17 protein-coding genes are annotated in these 20,456 nt (G+C 68.9%); 4 read left to right on the top strand and 13 right to left on the bottom strand.

All coding sequences use genetic code 11. From position 1 onward, the window contains the following. The first annotated feature begins 177 nt into the window (after nucleotides 1-177). Nucleotides 178-483, top strand: coding sequence for a hypothetical protein (locus ACYVD1_RS00695; RefSeq protein ID WP_460765966.1), 306 nt, complete (start codon nucleotides 178-180; stop codon nucleotides 481-483). A gap of 40 nt (nucleotides 484-523) precedes the next feature. Here the strand turns inward: ACYVD1_RS00695 and ACYVD1_RS00690 are convergent, their stop codons facing one another. The 4 genes from ACYVD1_RS00690 to nrdR form a co-directional block, all read right to left on the bottom strand. Next, nucleotides 524-952, bottom strand: a complete 429-nt coding sequence (locus tag ACYVD1_RS00690) for a CBS domain-containing protein (protein ID WP_460765963.1) — start codon at nucleotides 950-952, stop codon at nucleotides 524-526. A 147-nt stretch (nucleotides 953-1,099) separates the two neighbouring features. Further along, complete coding sequence (locus ACYVD1_RS00685) at nucleotides 1,100-1,264, bottom strand: hypothetical protein (RefSeq protein ID WP_460765960.1); 165 nt, start codon at nucleotides 1,262-1,264, stop codon at nucleotides 1,100-1,102. A gap of 138 nt (nucleotides 1,265-1,402) precedes the next feature. Then, nucleotides 1,403-4,210, bottom strand: a complete 2,808-nt coding sequence (locus tag ACYVD1_RS00680) for a vitamin B12-dependent ribonucleotide reductase (protein WP_460765956.1) — start codon at nucleotides 4,208-4,210, stop codon at nucleotides 1,403-1,405. Between the two features lie 162 nt (nucleotides 4,211-4,372). Further along, a complete protein-coding gene (nrdR, locus tag ACYVD1_RS00675) occupies nucleotides 4,373-4,861 on the bottom strand; it encodes a transcriptional regulator NrdR (RefSeq protein ID WP_460765953.1) in 489 nt (162 codons plus the stop codon). 678 nt (nucleotides 4,862-5,539) lie between these two features. Between nrdR and lexA the strand changes: the two genes are divergently transcribed. Together lexA and ACYVD1_RS00665 are read left to right on the top strand one after the other, a co-directional pair. Then, nucleotides 5,540-6,271: a transcriptional repressor LexA gene (gene lexA / locus ACYVD1_RS00670; protein ID WP_460765949.1), complete on the top strand. Its 732-nt coding sequence runs from the start codon at nucleotides 5,540-5,542 to the stop codon at nucleotides 6,269-6,271. An 83-nt stretch (nucleotides 6,272-6,354) separates the two neighbouring features. After that, nucleotides 6,355-7,473 carry an alpha/beta hydrolase family protein gene (locus ACYVD1_RS00665; protein ID WP_460765946.1) on the top strand — a complete coding sequence of 373 codons (1,119 nt, stop codon included), beginning with the start codon at nucleotides 6,355-6,357 and terminating at the stop codon, nucleotides 7,471-7,473. 39 nt (nucleotides 7,474-7,512) lie between these two features. Here ACYVD1_RS00665 and ACYVD1_RS00660 read toward each other — a convergent pair whose 3' ends face one another. The 3 genes from ACYVD1_RS00660 to leuS form a co-directional block, all read right to left on the bottom strand. Then, nucleotides 7,513-8,232, bottom strand: a complete 720-nt coding sequence (locus tag ACYVD1_RS00660) for a hypothetical protein (RefSeq protein ID WP_460765943.1) — start codon at nucleotides 8,230-8,232, stop codon at nucleotides 7,513-7,515. Then, complete coding sequence (locus tag ACYVD1_RS00655; RefSeq protein ID WP_460765940.1) at nucleotides 8,229-8,846, bottom strand: hypothetical protein; 618 nt, start codon at nucleotides 8,844-8,846, stop codon at nucleotides 8,229-8,231. Before ACYVD1_RS00655 ends, ACYVD1_RS00660 begins: the two co-directional genes overlap by 4 nt. A gap of 82 nt (nucleotides 8,847-8,928) precedes the next feature. Further along, nucleotides 8,929-11,424: a leucine--tRNA ligase gene (leuS, locus tag ACYVD1_RS00650; protein WP_460765937.1), complete on the bottom strand. Its 2,496-nt coding sequence runs from the start codon at nucleotides 11,422-11,424 to the stop codon at nucleotides 8,929-8,931. Between the two features lie 261 nt (nucleotides 11,425-11,685). Between leuS and ACYVD1_RS00645 the strand changes: the two genes are divergently transcribed. Continuing rightward, nucleotides 11,686-13,263, top strand: a complete 1,578-nt coding sequence (locus ACYVD1_RS00645; RefSeq protein ID WP_460765933.1) for a long-chain-fatty-acid--CoA ligase — start codon at nucleotides 11,686-11,688, stop codon at nucleotides 13,261-13,263. Between the two features lie 150 nt (nucleotides 13,264-13,413). Here ACYVD1_RS00645 and ACYVD1_RS00640 read toward each other — a convergent pair whose 3' ends face one another. The 6 genes from ACYVD1_RS00640 to ACYVD1_RS00615 form a co-directional block, all read right to left on the bottom strand. Continuing rightward, the gene (locus ACYVD1_RS00640; protein ID WP_460766150.1) at nucleotides 13,414-14,214 is read right to left on the bottom strand and encodes a carbohydrate ABC transporter permease; all 801 of its coding nucleotides are present in this window, start codon (nucleotides 14,212-14,214) and stop codon (nucleotides 13,414-13,416) included. Nucleotides 14,215-14,339: 125 nt separating this feature from the next. After that, nucleotides 14,340-15,239: a carbohydrate ABC transporter permease gene (locus tag ACYVD1_RS00635; RefSeq protein WP_460765930.1), complete on the bottom strand. Its 900-nt coding sequence runs from the start codon at nucleotides 15,237-15,239 to the stop codon at nucleotides 14,340-14,342. A gap of 66 nt (nucleotides 15,240-15,305) precedes the next feature. Beyond that, nucleotides 15,306-16,601 (bottom strand): sugar ABC transporter substrate-binding protein, encoded by a 1,296-nt coding sequence (locus tag ACYVD1_RS00630; protein WP_460765927.1) that lies wholly within the window; start codon nucleotides 16,599-16,601, stop codon nucleotides 15,306-15,308. Between the two features lie 145 nt (nucleotides 16,602-16,746). Continuing rightward, nucleotides 16,747-17,232, bottom strand: a complete 486-nt coding sequence (locus ACYVD1_RS00625) for a hypothetical protein (RefSeq protein WP_460765924.1) — start codon at nucleotides 17,230-17,232, stop codon at nucleotides 16,747-16,749. Between the two features lie 188 nt (nucleotides 17,233-17,420). Then, on the bottom strand, nucleotides 17,421-18,707 hold the full coding sequence (locus ACYVD1_RS00620) for a class I SAM-dependent methyltransferase (protein WP_460765921.1): 1,287 nt from the start codon (nucleotides 18,705-18,707) through the stop codon (nucleotides 17,421-17,423). Between the two features lie 120 nt (nucleotides 18,708-18,827). Continuing rightward, nucleotides 18,828-20,279: an FAD-binding oxidoreductase gene (locus tag ACYVD1_RS00615; RefSeq protein ID WP_460765918.1), complete on the bottom strand. Its 1,452-nt coding sequence runs from the start codon at nucleotides 20,277-20,279 to the stop codon at nucleotides 18,828-18,830. Between the last annotated feature and the right edge of the window lie 177 nt (nucleotides 20,280-20,456).

The following is a 20,456-nucleotide window of genomic DNA, read 5'->3' as shown; positions in this document are numbered from 1 at the left end:
CCACCAACCGAAACCCATGGGTTGTTTCCCGAGTGTGACTGGGAATCAGCTTCCCGGTAATCCCGCCCGACCAGTACTTCGAGCGGGACAGCCACCGAAACCCGCGCGCCAAATGGTGCGGCACTCACCGTGGGGCTAGGGTCGATGACGCCGAATCGGAACAAAACGGGGGTCCCCATGCCCGCAGTACCCAGTGCCGCCCTGACCACCGCCGGTCTCATCGGCGGCTACTCGGTCGCCCGCGCCACCGGCAACCGCCCGCTGGGCGGCGCGGTCCTGGCCGCCTTCGGAGCGGCGGCCTTCGAGACCACGCGCCGCCGCTCGGGCCTGGGCTCGGCGACCGCGCTGGCGGGGGTGTACGTGGCCGCTTTCGGCCTTTCGCACCCGCTCTCCAAGAAGGTCGGTTCCTGGCCCGCCGTGCTTGGCGTGACCGCGGCGACCGCCGCCGTCGCAGCGGCGACGGGCAAGCGCGCCGAAGGCTGACGGCGGCCGCGGTGCCGCCGTCCGGTCGGCCGACGATCCGTCATCGTCCGTGAATGTAGGCCTCCAACTGGCTGCGGTCGTCCTCCAACACCCGCAGGCGGCTCTTGACGAGGTCACCGATGCTGACGATGCCCGCCAGCCGACCCTCGGAGGTCACCGGCACATGCCGGAAACGCCGCAGGGTCATGTGTTCGCTGACCTCTTCGACCGTGTCCTCGGTGGTGCAGGTGACCACGTCGGCGGTCATGATCTCCGTAACCTGCGCGGACAGGAGGTCGGGCCCTCGATGTTCCAGGTGCCGGACGACGTCGCGCTCGGAGACGATCCCGATGAGTGTGTCGTTCTCGGCGACGACGATGGCGCCGATGTTGTGGTGGGCGAGTGCGGTGAGCAGCTCCGCGACGGTCGCGTCAGGAGCGACGGTCACCACCTCCGGACCCTTCGTCCGGAGAATCGCGGCAATCAGCATGGGGTCCACCTTCCGCTGAAGCTCGCTGGGTGCCGATGGGTTACCCGCTCCCCTCCACCACCAACCACAGGTATGGACCACCCCAGACCCGGGCGGTCCCTCACCCACGATCCAAGACCGCAACCGGGCGTTGTCGCTGAGGCTGACCTACTGGACCAGGCCCCAGTTGTCCCGGCGGTTGGGCGTATCGAGCAGACGGTCCTGCCAGTCCTCCGCGTACTCGCGCAGGGCGTCCACCATCTCGGTGACCGCTTCGTCGAAGGTCGAGCCGTCCGCCGCCACAGGCACGCCGGGGATGAAGGAGGTGTTCACGAGCCTCGGTGCACGTGTCGAAGTGGACCGGTCTGGGAGAATGACAAGGAGGGGAGGTGGCGCTGAGCGCCACCTTCCCTCCTGTGCCCGGGTGCCGGCTTACGACTCAGCCGCCCGTGGTCCGAGCAGGCTCAGTGGTCAGCTGCAGCCGCTGGTGGCACCGCAGCCCTCACAGGCGTAGCAGCTGCCGGACGGGCGCATCTTGGTACCGCAGGTGATGCACAGCGGGGCGTCGGCCACGAAGCCCCCGGTACGCGGCGCCTCGGCCGTGGGCGCGGCCTCGGTGGACTGCTCCTCCTTCGGGGCGGCCGGGGCCGCGTCCGTGGAGGCGGCCGACTGCGCGTACGACTCGACCTGGGCGGCCAGCTGCGCCGGGTCCTCACCGTTCAGCTGCGCCTCGCGCTCAGAGGCGGACAGGACGCCGAGGGCCGCCCGCTCCTCGTAGGGCAGGTGGTCCAGGGCCAGGCGGCGGAAGATGTAGTCCACCACCGACTGCGCCATGCGCACGTCCGGGTCGTCGGTCATCCCAGCCGGATCGAAGCGCATGTTGGTGAACTTCTCCACGTAGGTCTCCAGCGGGACCCCGTACTGGAGGGCGATGGAGATCGCGATGGAGAAGGCGTCCATGACCCCGGCCAGGGTCGACCCCTGCTTGCCGAGCTTCATGAAGACCTCACCGAGGCCGTCGTCCGGGTAGGAGCCCGCGGTGATGTAGCCCTCGGCACCGCCCACGGAGAACGAGGTGGTCTCGCTCGGCCGCTTCTTCGGCAGCCGGCGGCGGACCGGGCGGACCACCTCCACAACCTGGGGGGCGTCCTCGGACTTGTCCTGGGTCTTGGCGGTGGACAGCGGCTGGCCGACCTTGCAGTTGTCGCGGTAGACCGCCAGGGCCTTCAGCCCCAGGCGCCAGCCCTCGTAGTAGATGTGCTCGAAGTCGGCGACCGTGGCCTCCTCGGGCACGTTCACCGTCTTGGAGATGGCACCCGAGAGGAACGGCTGGGCCGCGGCCATCATGCGCACGTGGCCCATGGGCTGGATGTACCGGCGGCCCATGGCGCAGTCGAACACCTCGTAGTGCTCGGGACGCAGGCCGGGCGCGTCCTCGACGTGGCCGTTCTCGGCGATGTACTCGACGATCGCCTCGATCTGCTCCTCCTGGTAGCCCAGGTTCCGCAGCGCGCGCGGGATCGCCTGGTTGACGATCTGCATGGAGCCGCCGCCGACCAGCTTCTTGAACTTCACCAGCGAGAAGTCCGGCTCGATCCCCGTGGTGTCGCTGTCCAGCATGAAGGAAATGGTGCCGGTGGGAGCGAGCAGGCTGGCTTGGGCGTTGCGCCAGCCGTTGCGCTCGCCGACCTTGAGGCAGTCCGCCCACTCCTTGGTGGCGGCGGCGTGGATCGGCCGCTCCAGGACGCCGACCGTGCGCAGGTCGTCGTTGGCGGCGGCGTGCTTGCGCATGACGCGCTTGTGCGCCTGCTCGTTGCGCTTGTAGCCGTCGTAGGGCCCGACGACGCCGGCCAGTTCCGCGCTGCGGCGGTAGGCGGTACCGGTCATCAGCGAGGTGATGGCGGAGGCGACCGCGCGGCCGCCGTCGGAGTCGTAGGCGTGGCCGGTCGCCATGAGCAGGGCGCCCAGGTTGGTGTAGCCGATGCCCAGTTGACGGTAGGCGCGCGTGGTGTCGCCGATCTGCTGAGTCGGGAAGTCGGCGAAGGTGATGGAGATGTCCATCGCCGTGATGACCAGCTCGGTGAGCTTGGTGAAGGTCTCCACGTCGAAGCTGTCGTCCTCGCGCAGGAACTCCAGCAGGTTGATCGAGGCCAGGTTGCAGGAGGAGTCGTCCAGGCTGAGGTACTCCGAGCACGGATTGCTTGCGCTGATTCGTCCGGTTTCGGGGTTGGTGTGCCAGTCCTGGATGGTGCTGTCGTACTGGATGCCCGGGTCGGCGCACTCCCACGCGGCCTTGGCCATGCGGTGGAAGAGGTCCTTGGCGTCCACGGTGGCGAGGACCTCGCCCGTGGTGCGGGAGGTGAGCCCGAACTCGGACCCGGTGTCGACGGCGCGCATGAAGGCGTCGGAGACCCGGACGGAGTTGTTGGCGTTCTGGTACTGGACGCTGAACATGTCGTCGCCGCCCAGGTCCACGTCGAAACCGGCGTCGCGCAGGGCACGGATCTTGTGCTCCTCGCGGGACTTGGTCTCGACGAACTCCTCGATGTCGGGGTGGTCGACGTCCAGCACGACCATCTTGGCCGCGCGCCGGGTGGCGCCGCCGGACTTGATGGTCCCGGCTGAGGCGTCGGCACCGCGCATGAAGGAGACCGGGCCCGAAGCGGTGCCGCCGGAGGTGAGCAGCTCCATGCTGGAGCGGATCCGGGACAGGTTCACACCCGCGCCGGAGCCGCCCTTGAAGATGATCCCCTCCTCCTTGTACCAGTCGAGGATCGACTCCATCGTGTCGTCGACGGAGAGGATGAAACACGCTGAGACTTGCTGCTGGGAGGCGGTGCCCACGTTGAACCAGACCGGCGAGTTGAAGCTGAAGAGCTGGTTGGCCAGCGCGTGCTTCAGCTCGTGGTCGAAGATCTCCGCGTCCTCTTCGGAGGCGAAGTAGCCGCTGGTGCGCCCGGTCTCGGTGTACATACCGACGACGCGGTCGATGAGCTGCTTGAGGCTCCACTCCCGCTCGGGGGTGCCGACGGCGCCGCGGAAGTACTTGCTCGCGACGATCTGGCTGGCGTTGACCGACCAGCTGGCGGGGAACTCGACGCCGCGCTGCTCGAAGTTGACGGTGCCGTCGCGCCAGTTCGTCATGACGACGTCGCGGCGCTCCCACTCGAGGGCGTCGTAGGGGTGTGTCCCCTCGGCCGTGAAGACCCGCTTCATCTTGAGGCCCTTGCGGGGCCCCTTGCCCTTGCGCCCCGCTGGGCCGCTGGTGGTTTCGGTCATGGTGGCGTCTCCCCGAAAATGCTCTTCGTGCGCGGACCGGAGGTGACCGCGCGGGCGTACTTGAAGGTCGGGGTGGTGCGGGCACGGTGGCGTGCTCTGTCGTCCCGTGTCAGACCACCCTGGGGCGGCTGGTCCCGGCGGCGCGCTCGACGCGCGGGGGCGCTACCCGGTGGAAGTCGTGTCGACCGCGGGAGTCTCCTCGTCCTCGCGGTCCTGGCGCAGGCTGGCGATCTCGGACTCGAAGTCGGCCAGGCTCTCGAAGCCCCGGTAGACGCTGGCGAAGTGCAGGTAGGCGACTTCGTCCAGGTCGCGCATCGGGCCGAGGATGGCGAGGCCGATCTCGTTGGCGGGCACCTCGGCCACGCCCCGGCCCCGGATCTCCTCCTCGACCTTCTGGCCGAGTTTGGCGAGGGCGTCCTCGGAGACCGGGCGGCCCTGGCAGGCTCGGCGCACCCCGGCGATGATCTTGGTACGGCTGAAGGGTTCGGTGACTCCGGAGCGCTTGGCGACCATCAGCAGGACGGTCTCCTGTGTGGTGAACCGGCGCTCGCAGACCGGGCAGGACCGCCGACGCCGGATGGCCGCGCCGTCATCGGTGGATCTGCTGTCGATCACCCGGGTGTCCGGATGGCGGCAGAACGGACAGTGCATCCCGGTTCACCTGCTTCCCTCTACCCGAACAACAACCCGTGACTCTACTAAACCACAACTTCTGGCCTGCTACCCCATGGGCAACACCAGATGTTGTGGTCGAACTTATGACCCCTGCGGCGTGTGCCGCAACCTTCCCCGCGGCGCGTTCCGCACACGACACGGCACCGCGACCGACGGGCCGCGATCGGGACACGGGAAGACGGGGCTCGGAGGCTTTCGGCACTGGGAGCCGCCTCCAAGGATAGAGGGCTGGGGCACCTGGCCTTCCGGACACCACACCCGCGGCATCGACCGGACCCCGCCCCACATGGGCCTTTCCGGCATCGGCACCCTCAGGACGCGGACGCGAGACGAACCCCATACCGGCCGGCGACCGGCCGGAGCACACTTCCCTGAAGATCGAGCCGGATCCTCTTGTGCCATTCGGGAGACAACGACGGGTGAACACGTGTACACACATAAGCGGGACCCGCCGGAAACGGGGATCGGAAATCCTCGGCAATACCCTGCGGACGCTCGAACGCTTGTTTGATATCACCGTGTGCAACGACTAATGTTGAGCTTGACTTAACGCCGGATTCGCCACCCCGTGGACCACCAGGTCGGCGCGGTCGCGGGTCGGCACTGGCCACGCTTGCAGGCCCTGACCGAACCGAATGCCGAGGAGGCCCGGCCGTGCCGGAGGAGAATCCCGGAGCCGTCGGCTCCGGACCCACCACTGTTCTTTCGCCCGTGGGTGGCACGGGCACTGACACGCCCGACTCCCCCAAACTCACCGCGCGCCAGCAGAGCGTTCTCAACTGCATTCAGCGGTACGTCCGGGAGCGGGGCTATCCGCCGTCCATCCGGGAGATCGGTGACACGGTCGGCCTGTCCAGCCCGTCCAGCGTGGCGCACCAGCTCAAGGTCCTCCAGCGCAAGGGCTACCTGCACCGGGACCAGAACCGGCCGCGCGCCGTCGAGCTGCGCAGGCCCGGCCGCGATACCGGGCAGTCCCTTACCCCGGAGGAGCTCACCGCTGAGTCCACCCGCGCGGCCTCGGTGCCGCTGGTCGGCCGGATCGCCGCCGGTGGGCCGATCCTGGCCGAGGAGGCAGTCGAGGACGTGCTCGCCCTGCCCCGCCAGCTCGTCGGCGAGGGGCGCCTGTTCATGCTCACCGTGGTCGGTGACTCCATGATCGACGCCGCCATCACCGACGGTGACATGGTGGTGATCCGCCAGCAGCAGGACGCGGAGAACGGCGACATCGTGGCGGCGCTGCTGGATGACGAGGCGACCGTGAAGGTGCTGCACCGCGACAAGGACGGGCACGCCTGGCTGATGCCCCGCAACGAGGCCTACGAACCGATCAGCGGCGACGACGCGACCATCCTCGGCAAGGTCGTCACCGTGATGCGCCGGGTCTGAGCCCCGACCGTGCGGCGGGGGCGGTGCCCCGCCGCCAGCACGTGAGCGACGGGGGCGGTCGGCGGGCCGATACGCTGAAAGGCGTGTCGACACCTGCCACCGCCTCCGCGCACCGCCCACCGTGCACCAGCGGCCGCGCCCGCTCACTCCTGCCCGCGCCCCGCGTCCTCCTGTCCGCGGCCGTGGCCGCCGCGACGCTGTTCGCCACGGCCTGCATGCCCACGGAGGACGGTCCGGAACTGCCCGGCGCGGCCGGGGACGAGCGCGAGGTCTCCTTCGAGGGCGCCGGGCTCACCGTCCCCGGTACCTTCACCTCCCCCGCGGAGGGCCGGGACGGCACCGTCCCCGGGGCGCTCATCATCTCCGGCAGCGGGCCCACCGACCGGGACGGCAACGGTCCGGAACGTCCCGAGGCCGACACCAACCTCAACCTCTCCCGTGTCCTCACCGGCGCCGGGGTGGCCACGCTGCGCTACGACAAGTTGGGCAGCGGCGACGAGGCGGACATGGACGAGTCCCAACAGGCGGCCATGGAGGGCGCGGTGGATCCGCTCGTCTTCGACGAGCAGATGGTCGCTGCCTACCAGGAGCTGCTCTCCCAGCCCGAGGTCGACCCTGAGCGCACCGTCGTCCTGGGACACAGCGAGGGTGCGCTGTTCGCGCTGCGCGCCCACGACCTCTTGGACGCTGATCCCGCACTGGTACTGGCTGCCCCTCCGGGCACCCGCATGTTGGACCTCATCGACCGCCAGGTCGCCGAGCAGGTCCGCATGGGTGAGGCCCAGGGCGGGCTCGAGGAGGCGGACGCCGTCGCGATGCTCTCCGACTCCCGGGCGGCCCGGGCCGCGATCCGCGCCGGTGAGGATCTGCCCGAGGAGGACGGGACCGGGCTCTTCAGCTCCGAGAGCGAGGAATTCCTCGCCTGGATCGACGACTTCGACCCGCCGGAGCTCGCCGAAGGGCTCCCGGGGGGCACCCCGGTGCTGGTCCTGTGGGGTGACGAGGACGCCCAGGTCAACCGTGCGGAGATCGATCGGCTCATGGAGGGCTTCGACGGCGCCGAGCGGGTGGACCTGGCCGGGGTGGACCACGTCCTGCGCGAGTACGACGACTCCCCGGGTGCGGCCGCGCTGGACGCCGACCGCGCCTTTTCGCCGGAGGTCGCCCCGGCCGTGGAGGACTTCGTCGACGGCCTCTGGTAGACCCTCGGTAGGCCCGGCGTGGCTCCGGCCCGATCGGTCCTACTCTGACTCGGGCAGCTCGTCGACGACGGCCTCTGCGAGGCGCTGCGCTTCCCCGGCTGCGACGTCGCCGTCCACCGAGCCGACCGCGTCGTAGTCGGTGGCGGCCGTGTAGCAGGACTCCACGTACAGGTTGGAGACCCGGGTGCCGACGCAGCCCACCTCGAAGGTGCCTTCCTCGACCCAGCTCAGGGCCTCGTCGCCCAGCCCTTCGACGGGTTCGGATCCGTTGCCGTCGGCGGTGTCGTGCAGGGTGTCGGCGGCGGTCTCTTCGCCGCCCTCCACGGGTGCGGCCACCAGTACGAGGGTGGCGGCCGCGGGGACCGAGTCACCCGATCCTTCCGGGGTGGCCCAGCGGCACTGCCAGCCCTCCCCGAAGGTGTCCTGGACGGTGCCGATGGTCTCCTCGATCTCCGCCTCATAGCCGGGCACGAGCTCCTCGAGGGTTTCGGTCTCCCCGATGTCGCACTCGGGTGCGGCTTCGAAGTCGCCGCGCTCCACCCCGTTGGCCAGGAGGTACCAGGCGAGCCACGCGGCCAGGCCCAGCGCCACCACCAGCAGGATGATCAGGAGGGTGATGGCGAGCCCGCGGCTCTGCGGCGGTGTGGCGCCGGGGTCGTCGGTCCGCGGTGCGGCCCCGGCCTGTGGAGTGGCGCCGTGCGGAGGCGAAGCGCCGTGCGGTGGCGTGGGTTCGGTCCCGTCCGGCGGTGGTGCGGTCACAGTGCCTCCCCGAGTCGGCCAGCGAAGGCCACGGTGGTGTCACGGGCCTCCTCGAAGGGCACGGGGTCTCCGCCGGAGACGCCCGAGTAGGAGACGCGGACCACCAGGTTGTCGGTGTGGAAGGCGAGCTCGGCGGCACCGGGGACCTGGCCGCGCCAGACCTCGCCGTCGATCCCGGCGTCGGGGTCGACGGGTTCACCGCGCGGGGGAACCACCGCGCCCCGGGCCTCGGCGGCGGATGCGTCACCGGTGACGGCGGGTTCGGCGGAGGGGTCGGTGAAGCGCGCGGACAGGTCCACGCGCAGGACGCCCTGTACGCCGTCGTCCTGCCCCGCCGAGGTCCACACGCAGGCGGTGTTCTCTCCGCCAGCCAGAGGCCCGTTCCCGGTCGACTCAAGGACCGCCTCGGGTACGGCTTCGGCGACGGCTTCCTCGGGTACCTCCCCGCACACGGGTGCAGCGGTGTGGACGTCACCGCTGTGGGGTTCGTCGGGGTCGTCCCCGGCGAACCAGAGACCACCGCCGATGGCCGCGCCGGAGAGCACCACAGCACCCGCGCCGATGATCACCGCTCGCGTCCAGGGGCGGGGTTCACCGCCCGTCGCAGAGCCCACCCGGCCACCGCCTCCCAGTCCGTTGTCACGCCACAGTAAGGGGGCGACGGCCGCCCTCGCGACCACCGCCCCGCGCGGCGGGTCAGCCGACGACGATGTTCACCAGCTTGGGTGCCCGGACCACGACCTTGCGGACCGTCTTGCCGGCGATGAAGTTCTGTGCCTTCTCCGAGGCCAGGGCCAGCCGCTCCAATTCGTCGGGGTCGATGTCGGGCGCGACGGACAGCTTGTCGCGGACCTTGCTCTGCACCTGGACCACGCAGGTCACGGACTCCTGGACCAGCAGGGCCGGGTCGGCCTCGGGCCAGTTGCCCACGGCGACCGTACCGGTGTGGCCCAGCTTCTCCCAGCCCTCTTCGGCGACGTAGGGCGCGAAGAGGGACAGGGCGACGGCCACGAACTCGGCGGCCTCGCGGACCGCCGGATCGGCGGCGCCGGGCCCGGAGTCGATCGCCTTGCGGGTGGCCGAGACCAGCTCCATGCAGCGCGCGATGGCGACGTTGAAGCGGCGGTCCTCGACCAGGCCGGTGATCTGGTCGATCATGCGGTGGGTGAAGCTGCGCAACTCGGTGTCGCCCTCGGCGAAGTCGATCCCGGGTGCGCTGGCCGCCCCGGCCTCGCCCATCACCCGGTAGGCACGGTTGAGGAACTTGCTCGCGGCGACGACGGACACGTCGGCCCAGTCCACGTCCTCCTCGGGCGGGGAGGCGAACAGCATGGTCAGCCGGACCGCGTCCACCCCGTAGAGGTCGATCTCGTCGCCCAGGTCGACGCCGTTGCCCAGCGACTTGGACATCGCCCTGCCCTGGTTGATGACCTGGCCCTGGTTGGTCAGGCGGCGGAAGGGCTCGGTGAAGTTCACCATGCCCATGTCGTACAGGACCTTGGTGAAGAACCGCGCGTACATCAGGTGCAGGGTCGCGTGTTCCTTACCGCCGATGTAGTGGTCGACGGGGCCCCACTTGTTGACGGCCTCGGTGTCGAAGGGCGCGGTGTCCAGGTGCGCGGAGACGTAGCGCAGGAAGTACCAGGACGAGTCGACGAAGGTGTCCATGGTGTCGGTGTCGCGCTCGGCCGCACCGCCGCAGGAGGGGCAGTCGACGTTCACCCAGTCCTTGGCCGCGGCCAGCGGCGAGATGCCCTTGGGGGCCAGTTCGGCGCCCTTGAGGTCGGGCAGGGTGACCGGCAGCTGGTCGTCGGGGACCGGTACCTCACCGCAGGAGGGGCAGTGGATGATCGGGATCGGTGTGCCCCAGTAGCGCTGGCGGGACAGCAGCCAGTCGCGCAGGCGGAAGTTCACGGTCGCCTCGCCGGTGCCGCGCTCGCCCAGGATTCCGACGATGCGGTCGATGGCGTCGGCCTTGGACAGGCCGTCCAGCGGTCCGGAAGCCCGCAGGGTGCCCTCCCCCGCGGTGGCCACGCCGGTCTCGGCCGGGTCGGGTTCACCGGTCTCCACCACGGTCCGGACCGGCAGGTCGAAGGCCAGGGCGAAGTCCAGGTCGCGCTGGTCGTGTGCGGGCACGGCCATGATGGCGCCGTGCCCGTACCCGGCCAGGACGTAGTCGGCGGCCCAGACGGGCATGCGCTCGCCGTTGACCGGGTTGACGGCGTAGCGGCCCAGGAACACGCCGGTCTTGGGGCGCTCGGTGGTCTGGCGCTCGATGTCGGAGAGCTTGGCGATGTCGGATCGGTAGGCCTCGAAGGCCTCGCGCTGCTCCGGCGCGCACAGCTCGTCGGCCAGGTCGGCGTCAGCGGCCACGACGAAGAAGGTGGCCCCGTACAGGGTGTCCGGCCGGGTCGTGTAGACGGTGACCGGCTCGTTGCGGCCCTCGATCTCGAAGTGCACGTCGGCGCCGGTGGAGCGGCCGATCCAGTTGCGCTGCATGGCCAGGATCTCGTCCGGCCAGCGGCCGTTGTCCAGCTGGTCCATATCGTCCAGCAGGCGCTGGGCGTAGTCGGTGATCTTGAAGTACCACTGGTTCAGCGCGCGGCGTTCGACGTCGGATCCGCAGCGCTCGCACTTGCCCTGGACGACCTGCTCGTTGGCCAGCACGGTCTGGTCCTGGGGGCACCAGTTCACCAGGCCGTCCCTGCGGTAGGCCAGGCCGCGCTCGAAGAAGCGGGTGAACAGCCACTGGTTCCACTTGTAGTACCCGGGGTCGCTGGTGTGCAGGCGGTGCGACCAGTCCAGGGCCAGGCCGTAGCGGCGCATCGAGGCGGCCTGGGTCTCGATGTTGGCGTAGGTCCACGCGTGGGGGTGGGTGTTGTTCTTGATCGCCGCGTTCTCGGCGGGCAGGCCGAAGGAGTCCCAGCCGACCGGGTGCAGGACGTTGTCGCCGCGCTGGAAGCGGTAGCGGCCGATCACGTCGCCGATGGCGTACGCCTCCGCGTGGCCCATGTGCAGGTCGCCGGAGGGGTAGGAGAACATGTCGACGATGTAGGAGCGAGGCCGGGTGTCGTCCGGATCCTCGTTCGCCTCGAACGGAAGTTCGGCGGCCCAGCGCGCCTGCCACTTGTCCTGAAGGGCGCGGGCGTCGTAGGTGTCGCCCGTCGTCTGGTCGCCGTCTACCGCTGTCATCGCTGAGGTTTCCTTAGTCGGTTCTGGGTGTGCTGACTTCAGGTTAGCGGCTGCGGCACCCGGCCGAAGACCAGTTTTCCCCGCCCGGAACCTCTGCCTGTGGCCGGGTGACAGCGACGCGGATGCAGGATGGGGCCCCTCGGCCCTCCACACCGACCGCGCGGTTTGTTACTCTGCCGTAAAAGTGGCGCAGAACACGCGGCCCAGGTCACACCTGGTTCGTTTCACCTGTCTGTATTCACGTGGCTGCGGGAGGCCCCCATGTTCAACCTGTCCGTGCTTCTTGAGGACGGCGCACGATCCGTTCCGGAGAAGGAGTGCTTGGTCTTCGGCGACACTCGACTGAACTACGCGATCACCGACATGATCGCGAACCAGGTCGCGAACCTGCTGGTCTCTCGGGGCATCAAGCCCGGTGACCGGGTCGCGCTGGCCAGCCCCAACCTGCCGTACTTCCCGTTCGTGTACTTCGGTGCGCTCAAGGCGGGCGCCGTGGTCGTTCCGCTCAACGTGCTCCTGACACCGCGCGAGATCGCCTACCACCTGGAGGACTCCGGGGCGAAGGCCCTCTTCGCCTTCACCGGCTCCCCCGAGCTCCCGCTGGGTGAGCGCTCCTTCGAGGCCTTCAACCAGGTGGAAACCTGCGAGCTCTTCATCGACATGCCCGCCACGGCCGGGGCCACGGAGTCCACGATCGACGGCGCCGAGAGCATCTGGGCCGCGCTCGACGGCCAGCCGGGCACCTTCGAGACCGTGCAGTCCAACGCGGACGACACCGCGGTCATCATCTACACGAGCGGCACCACCGGTAAGCCCAAGGGCGCCGAGCTGAGCCACAACAACCTGATGGTGAACGCCATCGTGGCCTCCAGCCTGGTGAATCCGCACCCGGACGGCCGCGACGTGGCGCTCACGGTGCTGCCGCTGTTCCACATCTTCGGCCAGACGGTGATGCTCAACGCCAGCCTCTACCGCCACGGCACGATGATCCTCATGCCGCGTTTCGACGGCGACCAGGCCTTGGAGCTCATGGAGAAGGAGGGTGTCACCGGCTTCGCGGGCGTGCCCACCATGTACTGGGGCCTGCTCAACGCCGTCAAGTCCGCCGAGCCCGGCAAGTACGACCTGGAGGCCATCGCGGCGAGCGTGGTGGACGCCGTCTCCGGTGGTTCGGCTCTGCCCGGCCAGCTCGCCGAGGACTTCACCAAGCTGTTCGGCGTGGGTATCAAGGAGGGCTACGGCCTGTCCGAGACGTCCCCGGTCGCGTCCTTCAACAACCCCGAGACCGGCGCCAAGCTCGGTTCCATCGGCCGCCCGGTCTGGGGTGTGGAGATGAAGCTGATCGACCCCGAGTGGAACACGGTGGCAAAGGAGGGCGACGAGGACCCGGTCGGCGAGATCGCGATCCGCGGCCACCTGATCATGAAGGGCTACCACAACCGCCCGGAGATCAACGCCGAGGTCATCAAGGACGGCTGGTTCCGTACCGGTGACATCGCCCGCCGCGACGACGACGGCTTCTACTTCATCATCGACCGCTCCAAGGACATGATCATCCGCGGTGGCTTCAACGTGTACCCGCGGGAGGTCGAGGAGGTCCTGATGACGCACGAGGCCGTCAGCCTGGCGGCCGTCATCGGTGTCCCCCACGACACGCACGGCGAGGAGATCAAGGCGTTCGTGATCCTCGAGGAGGGCTCCCAGACCACGGCGGAGGACCTCACCGCCTTCGCCCAGGAGAAACTGGCCGCGTACAAGTACCCGCGTGAGATCGAGTTCCGCACCGAGCTGCCGATGACCTCCACCGGCAAGATCCTCAAGCGCGACCTGCGCGGCTGAGCCGAAGCGCGGCCTCGCCTGGTCGGCCCCTCGGGGCCATGGCGAAGGGGCCGGTCCTCCCCCCCCGGAGGACCGGCCCCTTTTCCCTTGTCCGCCTTAACTTTTCTCTGTGCACGCCTTCTCCGGGCCCGCCTCGCGGCGGGGCCCGGTTCAGCCCTTCACCGCGCCCTGCACGAGCCCGGCGACGAGCCAGCGCTGCACGAGGATGAAGAACACCATCACGGGGATGGTGATGATCGTCGAGGCGGCCATCACGTGCCCCCAGTCGTTGGCGTACTGGCCGAAGAACTGGCGCAGCCCCACAGCGACCGTGTAGTTCTCGCTCTGCGTCATGAAGGTCATCGCCAGGACGAACTCGTTCCACGCGACGATGAACGAGAAGATCGCGGTGGCCACCAGCCCCGGGGCCACCAGCGGGAACAGGACTTTCCAGAACATCTGCGGCCAGGAGGCGCCGTCGATGTAGGCGGCTTCCTCCACCTCCTTGGGTACCGCAGCCACGAAGCCGCGCATCATCCAGACGGCCAGTGGCAGGGACAGCGCAACGTAGACCAGGCTCAGCCCGATCACGGTGTTGAGCAGCTGGAGGTCGCGCACCTGGATGAACAGGGGGATGACCAGTGCTTCCAGGGGCACCATCTGCACGATGAGGATCATCACGAGCACCGCGGTGCGGAACCGGAAGCGGAAGCGGGCCACCGCCACGGCCGCGAGCATCGACAGCACACAGGCGCACGCCACCGTGATCCCGGCGACCACCAGCGAGTTGCGCAGGTAGACGCCGAAGTTGCCCTCGGTCATGACGTACACGAAGTTCTCGAACGAGACGTCCGTCGGCAGCAGCGCCCCGGTCCCGGAGGTCCTGCTGTCCGAGAAGGCGCTGACCACCATGAAGTAGACGGGGAAGAGCGTGAAGAACAGGAGGGCGCTCACCCCGGCCGCCTTGCCCATGATCCGGCCGACGCGGAGCGCCCCGCCCCGGCGCTGGGCTGCCAGGACCCGCGCTTCCCAAGCGGCGCGCTGCTCGGCGGACCGGGCGGCGGTGGACGCGGCGGAGGAACCGGTGTTCGGTTGGGTCATCTCAGCTCGTCCTCTCGGAACAGCGCCCTCAGGTACACGATGGTGATCCCCAGGAGCAGCAGCGTGAGCAGGACCGCGATGGTCGAACCCATGCCGAAGTCGTTCTGGCCGAAGGACCGCACATAGGCCCACACGCCCAGGTTGAGCATCTGTGAGCCCCCCACGTCTCCGCCGGGCATCAGGTAGATCTGCGCGAACACCTTGAAGTCCCAGATGGTGGACAGCACCGTCACCACCGCGAACACCGGTTTCAGGGTCGGGAAGGTGACGTGCCAGAAGCGCTTCCACGGCCCGGCACCGTCGATCCGCGCCGCCTCGTGCAGCTCCTTGGGCACCGTGAGCAGGCCCGCGAGGACGGTGACGGCCACGAACGGGAAGCCGCTGTGCACGATGTTGAGCGTGACGATCGCGTAGAACCAGAGGCGGTCGGCGAACCAGTTGTAACCGGAGGGGTCGATGACGCCGAGGGCCTGCAGGGCCTGGGCGACGACGCCCTGGTCGACGTCGAAGATCCAGATCCATACGTAAGTGCCGCTCACCGCGGGCATCGCCCAGGCCACCATGATGCAGGAGACCACGATGACCCGGGTGACGGGTTTGAGGTTGGCCAGCAGCAGGGCGACGAGCGTGCCCAGGACCACGGTCGTGACCACCGCGACCAATGCGAACACGACCGTGTTGAGCAGGACGACCTGCCACAGGTACGGGTCTGTGAGCAGTGTGACGTAGTTGTCGAAACCGATGAAGTCGGATTCGCCCGAAACCAGGTTGCGCAGGTGGAAGTCGCGGAAGGACAGCCACACGATCCGGGCGATGGGGAACAGCAGGAGCAGCCCGATCACCACGAGTGGCGGGGCCAGCAGCACCCAGGGCAGCAGAGCGCGCCGCCCCCGCATGCCCAGGAGCGGCGCTTTCCTCTTCCTCCCGCCGGACGGCGGTCGGACGGGTGTACCCAGCTGCAACTAACTGCCCTCGTTGAGGATGTTCTCGATGGTCTCGGCCGCGTTGTCGGTGGCCTCCTCCACGGTGGCGTTGCCGTTCAGGATGTCCTGCTGCATTCCGACGAGGACACCTTCGGCCTCCACCTGGCCCCAGGCGGGGGTGACCGGAGTGCCGCGCCCGGCCTCGTCGAGCTGGACGGCGAACGGCTGGACCAGCTCGTCGTCGGATGCGGCGTACTCGGCAATCTCGTCCGCTCCGCCGGGGAAGAAACCGGTGTCTTCGGCCCAGCGGGTCGAGAACTCATCGTCGGTGAGGTGCTCGACGTACTGCCAGCCGGCCTCCTCGTTGCCGGAGCCCTCGAACACCGACAGCACGGAACCGCCCGCGAAGGAGTCGGTGTAACCGCTCTCCTGGCCGGGGAGCGTGAAGGCGCCGATCCTGCCCTCCAGGTCCGGGTTGGACTCCAGGATGGCCATGGGGTTGGAGCTGTTGGAGATCGCCATGATGGCGTCCTCGTCGGACAGCGACTCCATGACGTCGATCTCGTTCCAGTTGACCGCACCGGTCGTCGACAGGTCGTCCTCCATGGACAGGCCGGTGAAGAACTCGACCCCGGCGCGGCCCTCCTCGCTGTTGATGGTGGAGGTCCAGGTGCCGTCTGCCTCCTCGACGGCGACATCCGCCCCGGCGCCCCAGATCCAGGGCATGACCGAGTACTGGGCGTCGCCGGGGACCGGGAAGGCGATCATGTCCTCCTCGGCCTCCGCCAGGTCGATCGCGGTCTCGCGCAGCTCGTCCCAGTTCTCCGGGACGTCGTGGCCGTGCTCCTCGAAGATGTCCGTGCGGTAGATGATGGAGCGGATGGACGCGTACCACGGCACACCGTAGGCGGCGTCGTCGATGACGCCCATCTCGTACATCTCCTGGTTGTACGAGGAGGGGTCGTCGATGTAGCCGGACAGGTCGTGCAGGGCGCCCGCGTCCGCGTATTCCGGTGTAAACGTGGTGCCGAGCTCGACGACGTCCGGGAAGGTACCGCCCGCGATGGCCGTGGAGATGCTGTCCTGGGCGTCGGCCCACGGCACGAACTCGACTTCGACGTCGATTCCGGTCTCCTCGGTGAACGCCGCGTTGGCGTCGTCGAAGAATTCCGTGGCGTCCGGGTTGGTGCCCTCCATGATCCACACTTGGAGACTGTCGGTGTCGCCTCCGCCATCACCGCCGTCGCCACCGCCGTTGCAGGCGGTCGCCGCAAGCACTAGGGCCAGTGTGGCTGCGGGGAGGGGTACGTACCTGTGTACTCGTCTGCGGGCCATCGGCTCGCCTCCCGTTCCTTTCGAAGGTCCCCTGAGGGTTGGTAGGAAACCTACGTAAAGAACGACGGCTTGTGAAGTAAACCACTGCCACTTGTGTCTGAGCTGTTAGGGGACACCGCTCCGGCGGGGCTTGTCAGTCGACCGGTCAGTCGCCCAGACGGGTGACCTGGCGCAGGGTGGAGACGAGTTCGGCGCGCTTGTAGACGGCCAGACCGATGGCGGCGCAGAAGGCGGCGAGCATGTGCACGAACACCATGGGGTCGCCCCGGGTGAGGCGCTCGGCGGTCTCCTCCTCCCCCACCGAGTGGGCCTCCCACGCGGTGGAGACCGCGAACTCCAGTTCCGGAGGGAGCATCTCCGCGACGGTGCGGGCCACGGCCTCACGGGAGTCGGCGGGCTTCCACGCCACCCCCGTCCGCTGCACGCGGCGGCTGAGGAAGGCGGCGATCACCTTGAGTTCGGACAGGACGTCGTCGGCGTCGTCCGCCGCTCGGGGGATGGTCCGGTCGAGCTCCCCCCGGTTGTGGTCCGCGTAGGCGCTCACGAGAGCGATCGCGGTCTCCTTCACGTGGTCCGGGGGTTCGTTCGCGGGTGGCTGGTCGCCCTGGGGCGCGTTGTCGTCGGAGGACACGGGGTTGGTCCCTTCACGGCTGCTGGGTGTGGCGGATCCGGCGGGTCGGACTCGCTGTGGCGGATCCGGAGGGCCGGATCCGTGCGACGGCACCATGATGCCGCCTCGGGGCCGTTCCTTGGCGCAGGCGGGATGCGTGGCCGGGGGTGTCCGCGCCACGCGAACACCCCCAGTGGCCCGTGCCGCAGTCAGAAGGCCGGCCGCAGGGGCATCTGCGACTCGGTGTCGTCGAGTTTCACCCCGAGGAACTGGTGGAGCTGGACCACGTTGCGCTCGAAGCCGAGCACGCACCCGGCCATGTAGAGCCGCCACACCCGCGCGGTGCCCTCGCCGACCTCCGCGACCGCCTCTTCCCAGTCGCGCTCCAGGTTGGCGCCCCAGTGGCGGAGGGTCATGGCGTAGTGTTCGCGCAGGTTCTCCTGGTGGCGGATTTCGAAACCGGCGTCGTTCATGGCGGTCTGGATCTGGCCGGGGCCCTCCAGCTCTCCGTCGGGGAACACGTACCGGTTGATGAATCCCTTCGTGTTCATGGGCTTGAGGTTGTTGCGGGGCCGGGTGATGCAGTGGTTGAGCAGCCGCCCGCCGGGCACGAGCTTGTCGTGGAGCGAGCTGAAGTAGGGGTCGAGGTTGCGCGATCCGATGTGCTCGGTCAGGCCGATGGAGCTGATCCGGTCGAAGCTGCCGTCGGGCACGTCCCGGTAGTCCATGTGGCGGATCTCGGCCAGGTCGGTGAGCCCTTCCTGGGCGATCCGCTTGGCTCCCCACTCGGCCTGCTCCTTGGAGAGGGTCACCCCGATCACCTTCACGCCGTGTTCGCGGGCGGCGTGGCGCACCATGCCGCCCCACCCGCAGCCGACGTCGAGCAAGCGCATGCCGGGCCGGAGGCCGAGCTTGCGGGAGACCAGTTCGTACTTGCGGAACTGGGCGCTCTCCAGGGCCCCGTCGAAGGCGCCGACGCGGTCCGGGGAGCCGTCTTCGTCGTCGAAGACCGCACAGGTGTAGGTCATCGACGGGCCGAGGACCAGTTCGTAGAACTCGTTGGACACGTCGTAGTGATGGTGGATGACCTCGGCGTCGCGCTCTTTGGAGTGGCGCAGTCCCCGCCCGATCAGGGTGCCGCGCCGGACCTCCTGGGGCGGCGGGGCCACCCGGTTGACGAACTTGACCCAGCCGACGGAGCGGATGATCTCGAAGGCGTCCCGGGCGTTCACGTTGATGCCCTGGGCGAAGGCGAAGTCCGCCATTCGCCTGAGCAGGGTGTACATGTCGCCTTCGAGTTCCACGTGACCGGTGACGTAGGCGCGGGTCAGGCCCACGGCGTTGGGTGACTGGGCGAGGTAGTTCACGGCTACGGGGGTGCGCACGTTCAGCGTGACGTCGCTGTTCGGGTCACCGGCGGAGCTTCCGTCATAGGCGGTGAAGCGGATCGGCGCGTCAGATCCGACGACACGCTCGAAGATCTCTGCAAGCCGCATGCGCTGGTCCTTCCTCCTGTGTGGATGCGGCCCTTCCCCACGGGTCGCGTCCCGGTGGTGGTGTCTGTCCCGGAGGTGTCAGCCCGGGTGGCGGTCTCGGTCGGTCGGCTGTCAGGTCGTTCAGCGGTTGCGCACGCACTTGGCGTACAGGTCCAGGAGCCGACCGTTCGGGTCGTAGGTCTCTTTGAGGCCGTCGTAGGCACTGCCGTTGTAGAGCGTCCAGAACTCGTCCTCGGTGTAGAACGCGTCCGAGTACAGGGACTTGTGCCCGCCGAGCCGGGTGACCTCCTCCTCCACCACCCGGTTGTGGTGGGCGCGGCGCTGTCCGGGCACCATGTCGACCAGTCCCCAGAACCCGAAGTTCACGTAGAGGCGGTCGTTCTCCAGCGGGTACAGCGGCCAGACGTGCTCGTCGTCCGCGAGGGCCGGGCGGCGGGGCTCGCGCAGCCGGAGAGGGCACATCCACAGCGGAGCCATGCCGACCTCGGCGTGGAAGAAGTCCAGGAACTCGGCCCCGCGCTCGACCCCCACCTCGATGTCCTGGATGAGCGGCTCCTGCTGGGGGCGTCCCCGGTAGTGGGCGAGGAGCCGGGAGAAGTCGGTGCGCCGGTCCCAGGCCACGAGCCTGCGGTAGACGTCGGACCGTTTGAGGGCACGCGGCCACAGCGGGCGGACGAGAGGGTTCTGGGTCCCGAAGGCGCGCGAGCACCAGAACCAGTCGGTGTCCCATCGCCACAGGTAGTCGTGGGTCGTGAGGTAGTCGCCCGGCCCGGGGCCAGCGTAGCGCCGGATGGAGCGGTAGTAGACGTCGTTGCCGGTGTAGTCGCTGGTCCACGGGGCGTGGTCGGTAAAGCGGGCCACGGTCAGGTACAGCTCGTCGGGACCGAAGGCCACCCCGTCCACGAAGTCCACGGGCCGGCCCTCGTGGGAGGCGTCGGCGCAGATCCGCGTGAGTGCGTCCATCGCCTCCGAGGCGTCGTGGAACCTCAGGTGGCGCAGGTGCACGAAGGGTGCGACGGGTTCGAGTTCGATGCGCAGCCGCAGGCTGTATCCGAGGGTTCCGTAGGAGTTGGGAAAGCCGTGGAACAGGTCTCGGTGTTCGTTGTCCCGGGTGGCGGTGACGACGTCCCCGGAGCCGGTGAGGATCTCCATCTCCTGCACCGATTCGTGCGGCAACCCGTTGCGGAACGAGGAGGACTCGATCCCCAAGCCGGTGACTGCCCCGCCCAGGGTGATGGTGCGCAGCTGCGGCACGACCATGGGCATGAGCCCGTGCGGGAGGGTGGCGGCGACCAGCTCCTCGTAGGTGGTCATGGCACCGACATCGGCCAAGCGCTCGACGGGGTCGATGGAGATGACCCCGGAGAAGGCCGATACGTCCAGGGCGGGCGCCGACGAGGGCTCACGGAAACGGAACAGGTTCGAGGTCGGCTTCGCCAGGCGGACCGGCGCTCCCGTGGGCAGTGCCCGGTAGTCCTGCCTCAGCCTGTGCACCGCCGCGATGTGCGCAGCGAGTCCCGCACCGCTGGTGTCCCGCTGCTGCGAAGTCGTGCCGGGCTGTTTCGGAGTCATGCCGGTTCCCCCTGTGCCACGCGGTCGCCCCGGGCGTCCGGGATCTGTGGTGCGCCTTGGCAGGCCGATGCACTCAGTTCTACCTACCGGTAACGGTCTCCTGCCACCCCATTTCTGTACGTGTCTTACCCACTGGGGGACAGCGCCACGGGCAGCCGCAAGGGCGCCGGCGGCGCG

The sequence above is a fragment of the Nocardiopsis nanhaiensis genome (genome assembly GCF_054778635.1).
Note: the sequence above shows the minus strand (reverse complement) of the source record. Positions and strands in the feature narration are given on the sequence as shown.

Bases quoted from the DNA above. Each gene is read 5' to 3' on its own strand.
- ACYVD1_RS00635 (WP_460765930.1), bottom strand. From the start codon at position 15,239: ATGCGGGGGCGGCGCGCTCTGCTGCCCTGGGTGCTGCTGGCCCCGCCA.
- ACYVD1_RS00640 (WP_460766150.1), bottom strand. From the start codon at position 14,214: ATGGGCAAGGCGGCCGGGGTGAGCGCCCTCCTGTTCTTCACGCTCTTC.
- ACYVD1_RS00615 (WP_460765918.1), bottom strand. From the start codon at position 20,279: ATGACTCCGAAACAGCCCGGCACGACTTCGCAGCAGCGGGACACCAGC.
- ACYVD1_RS00620 (WP_460765921.1), bottom strand. From the start codon at position 18,707: ATGCGGCTTGCAGAGATCTTCGAGCGTGTCGTCGGATCTGACGCGCCG.
- leuS (WP_460765937.1), bottom strand. From the start codon at position 11,424: ATGACAGCGGTAGACGGCGACCAGACGACGGGCGACACCTACGACGCC.
- ACYVD1_RS00695 (WP_460765966.1), top strand. From the start codon at position 178: ATGCCCGCAGTACCCAGTGCCGCCCTGACCACCGCCGGTCTCATCGGC.
- ACYVD1_RS00630 (WP_460765927.1), bottom strand. From the start codon at position 16,601: ATGGCCCGCAGACGAGTACACAGGTACGTACCCCTCCCCGCAGCCACA.
- nrdR (WP_460765953.1), bottom strand. From the start codon at position 4,861: ATGCACTGTCCGTTCTGCCGCCATCCGGACACCCGGGTGATCGACAGC.
- ACYVD1_RS00680 (WP_460765956.1), bottom strand. From the start codon at position 4,210: ATGACCGAAACCACCAGCGGCCCAGCGGGGCGCAAGGGCAAGGGGCCC.
- ACYVD1_RS00645 (WP_460765933.1), top strand. From the start codon at position 11,686: ATGTTCAACCTGTCCGTGCTTCTTGAGGACGGCGCACGATCCGTTCCG.
- ACYVD1_RS00690 (WP_460765963.1), bottom strand. From the start codon at position 952: ATGCTGATTGCCGCGATTCTCCGGACGAAGGGTCCGGAGGTGGTGACC.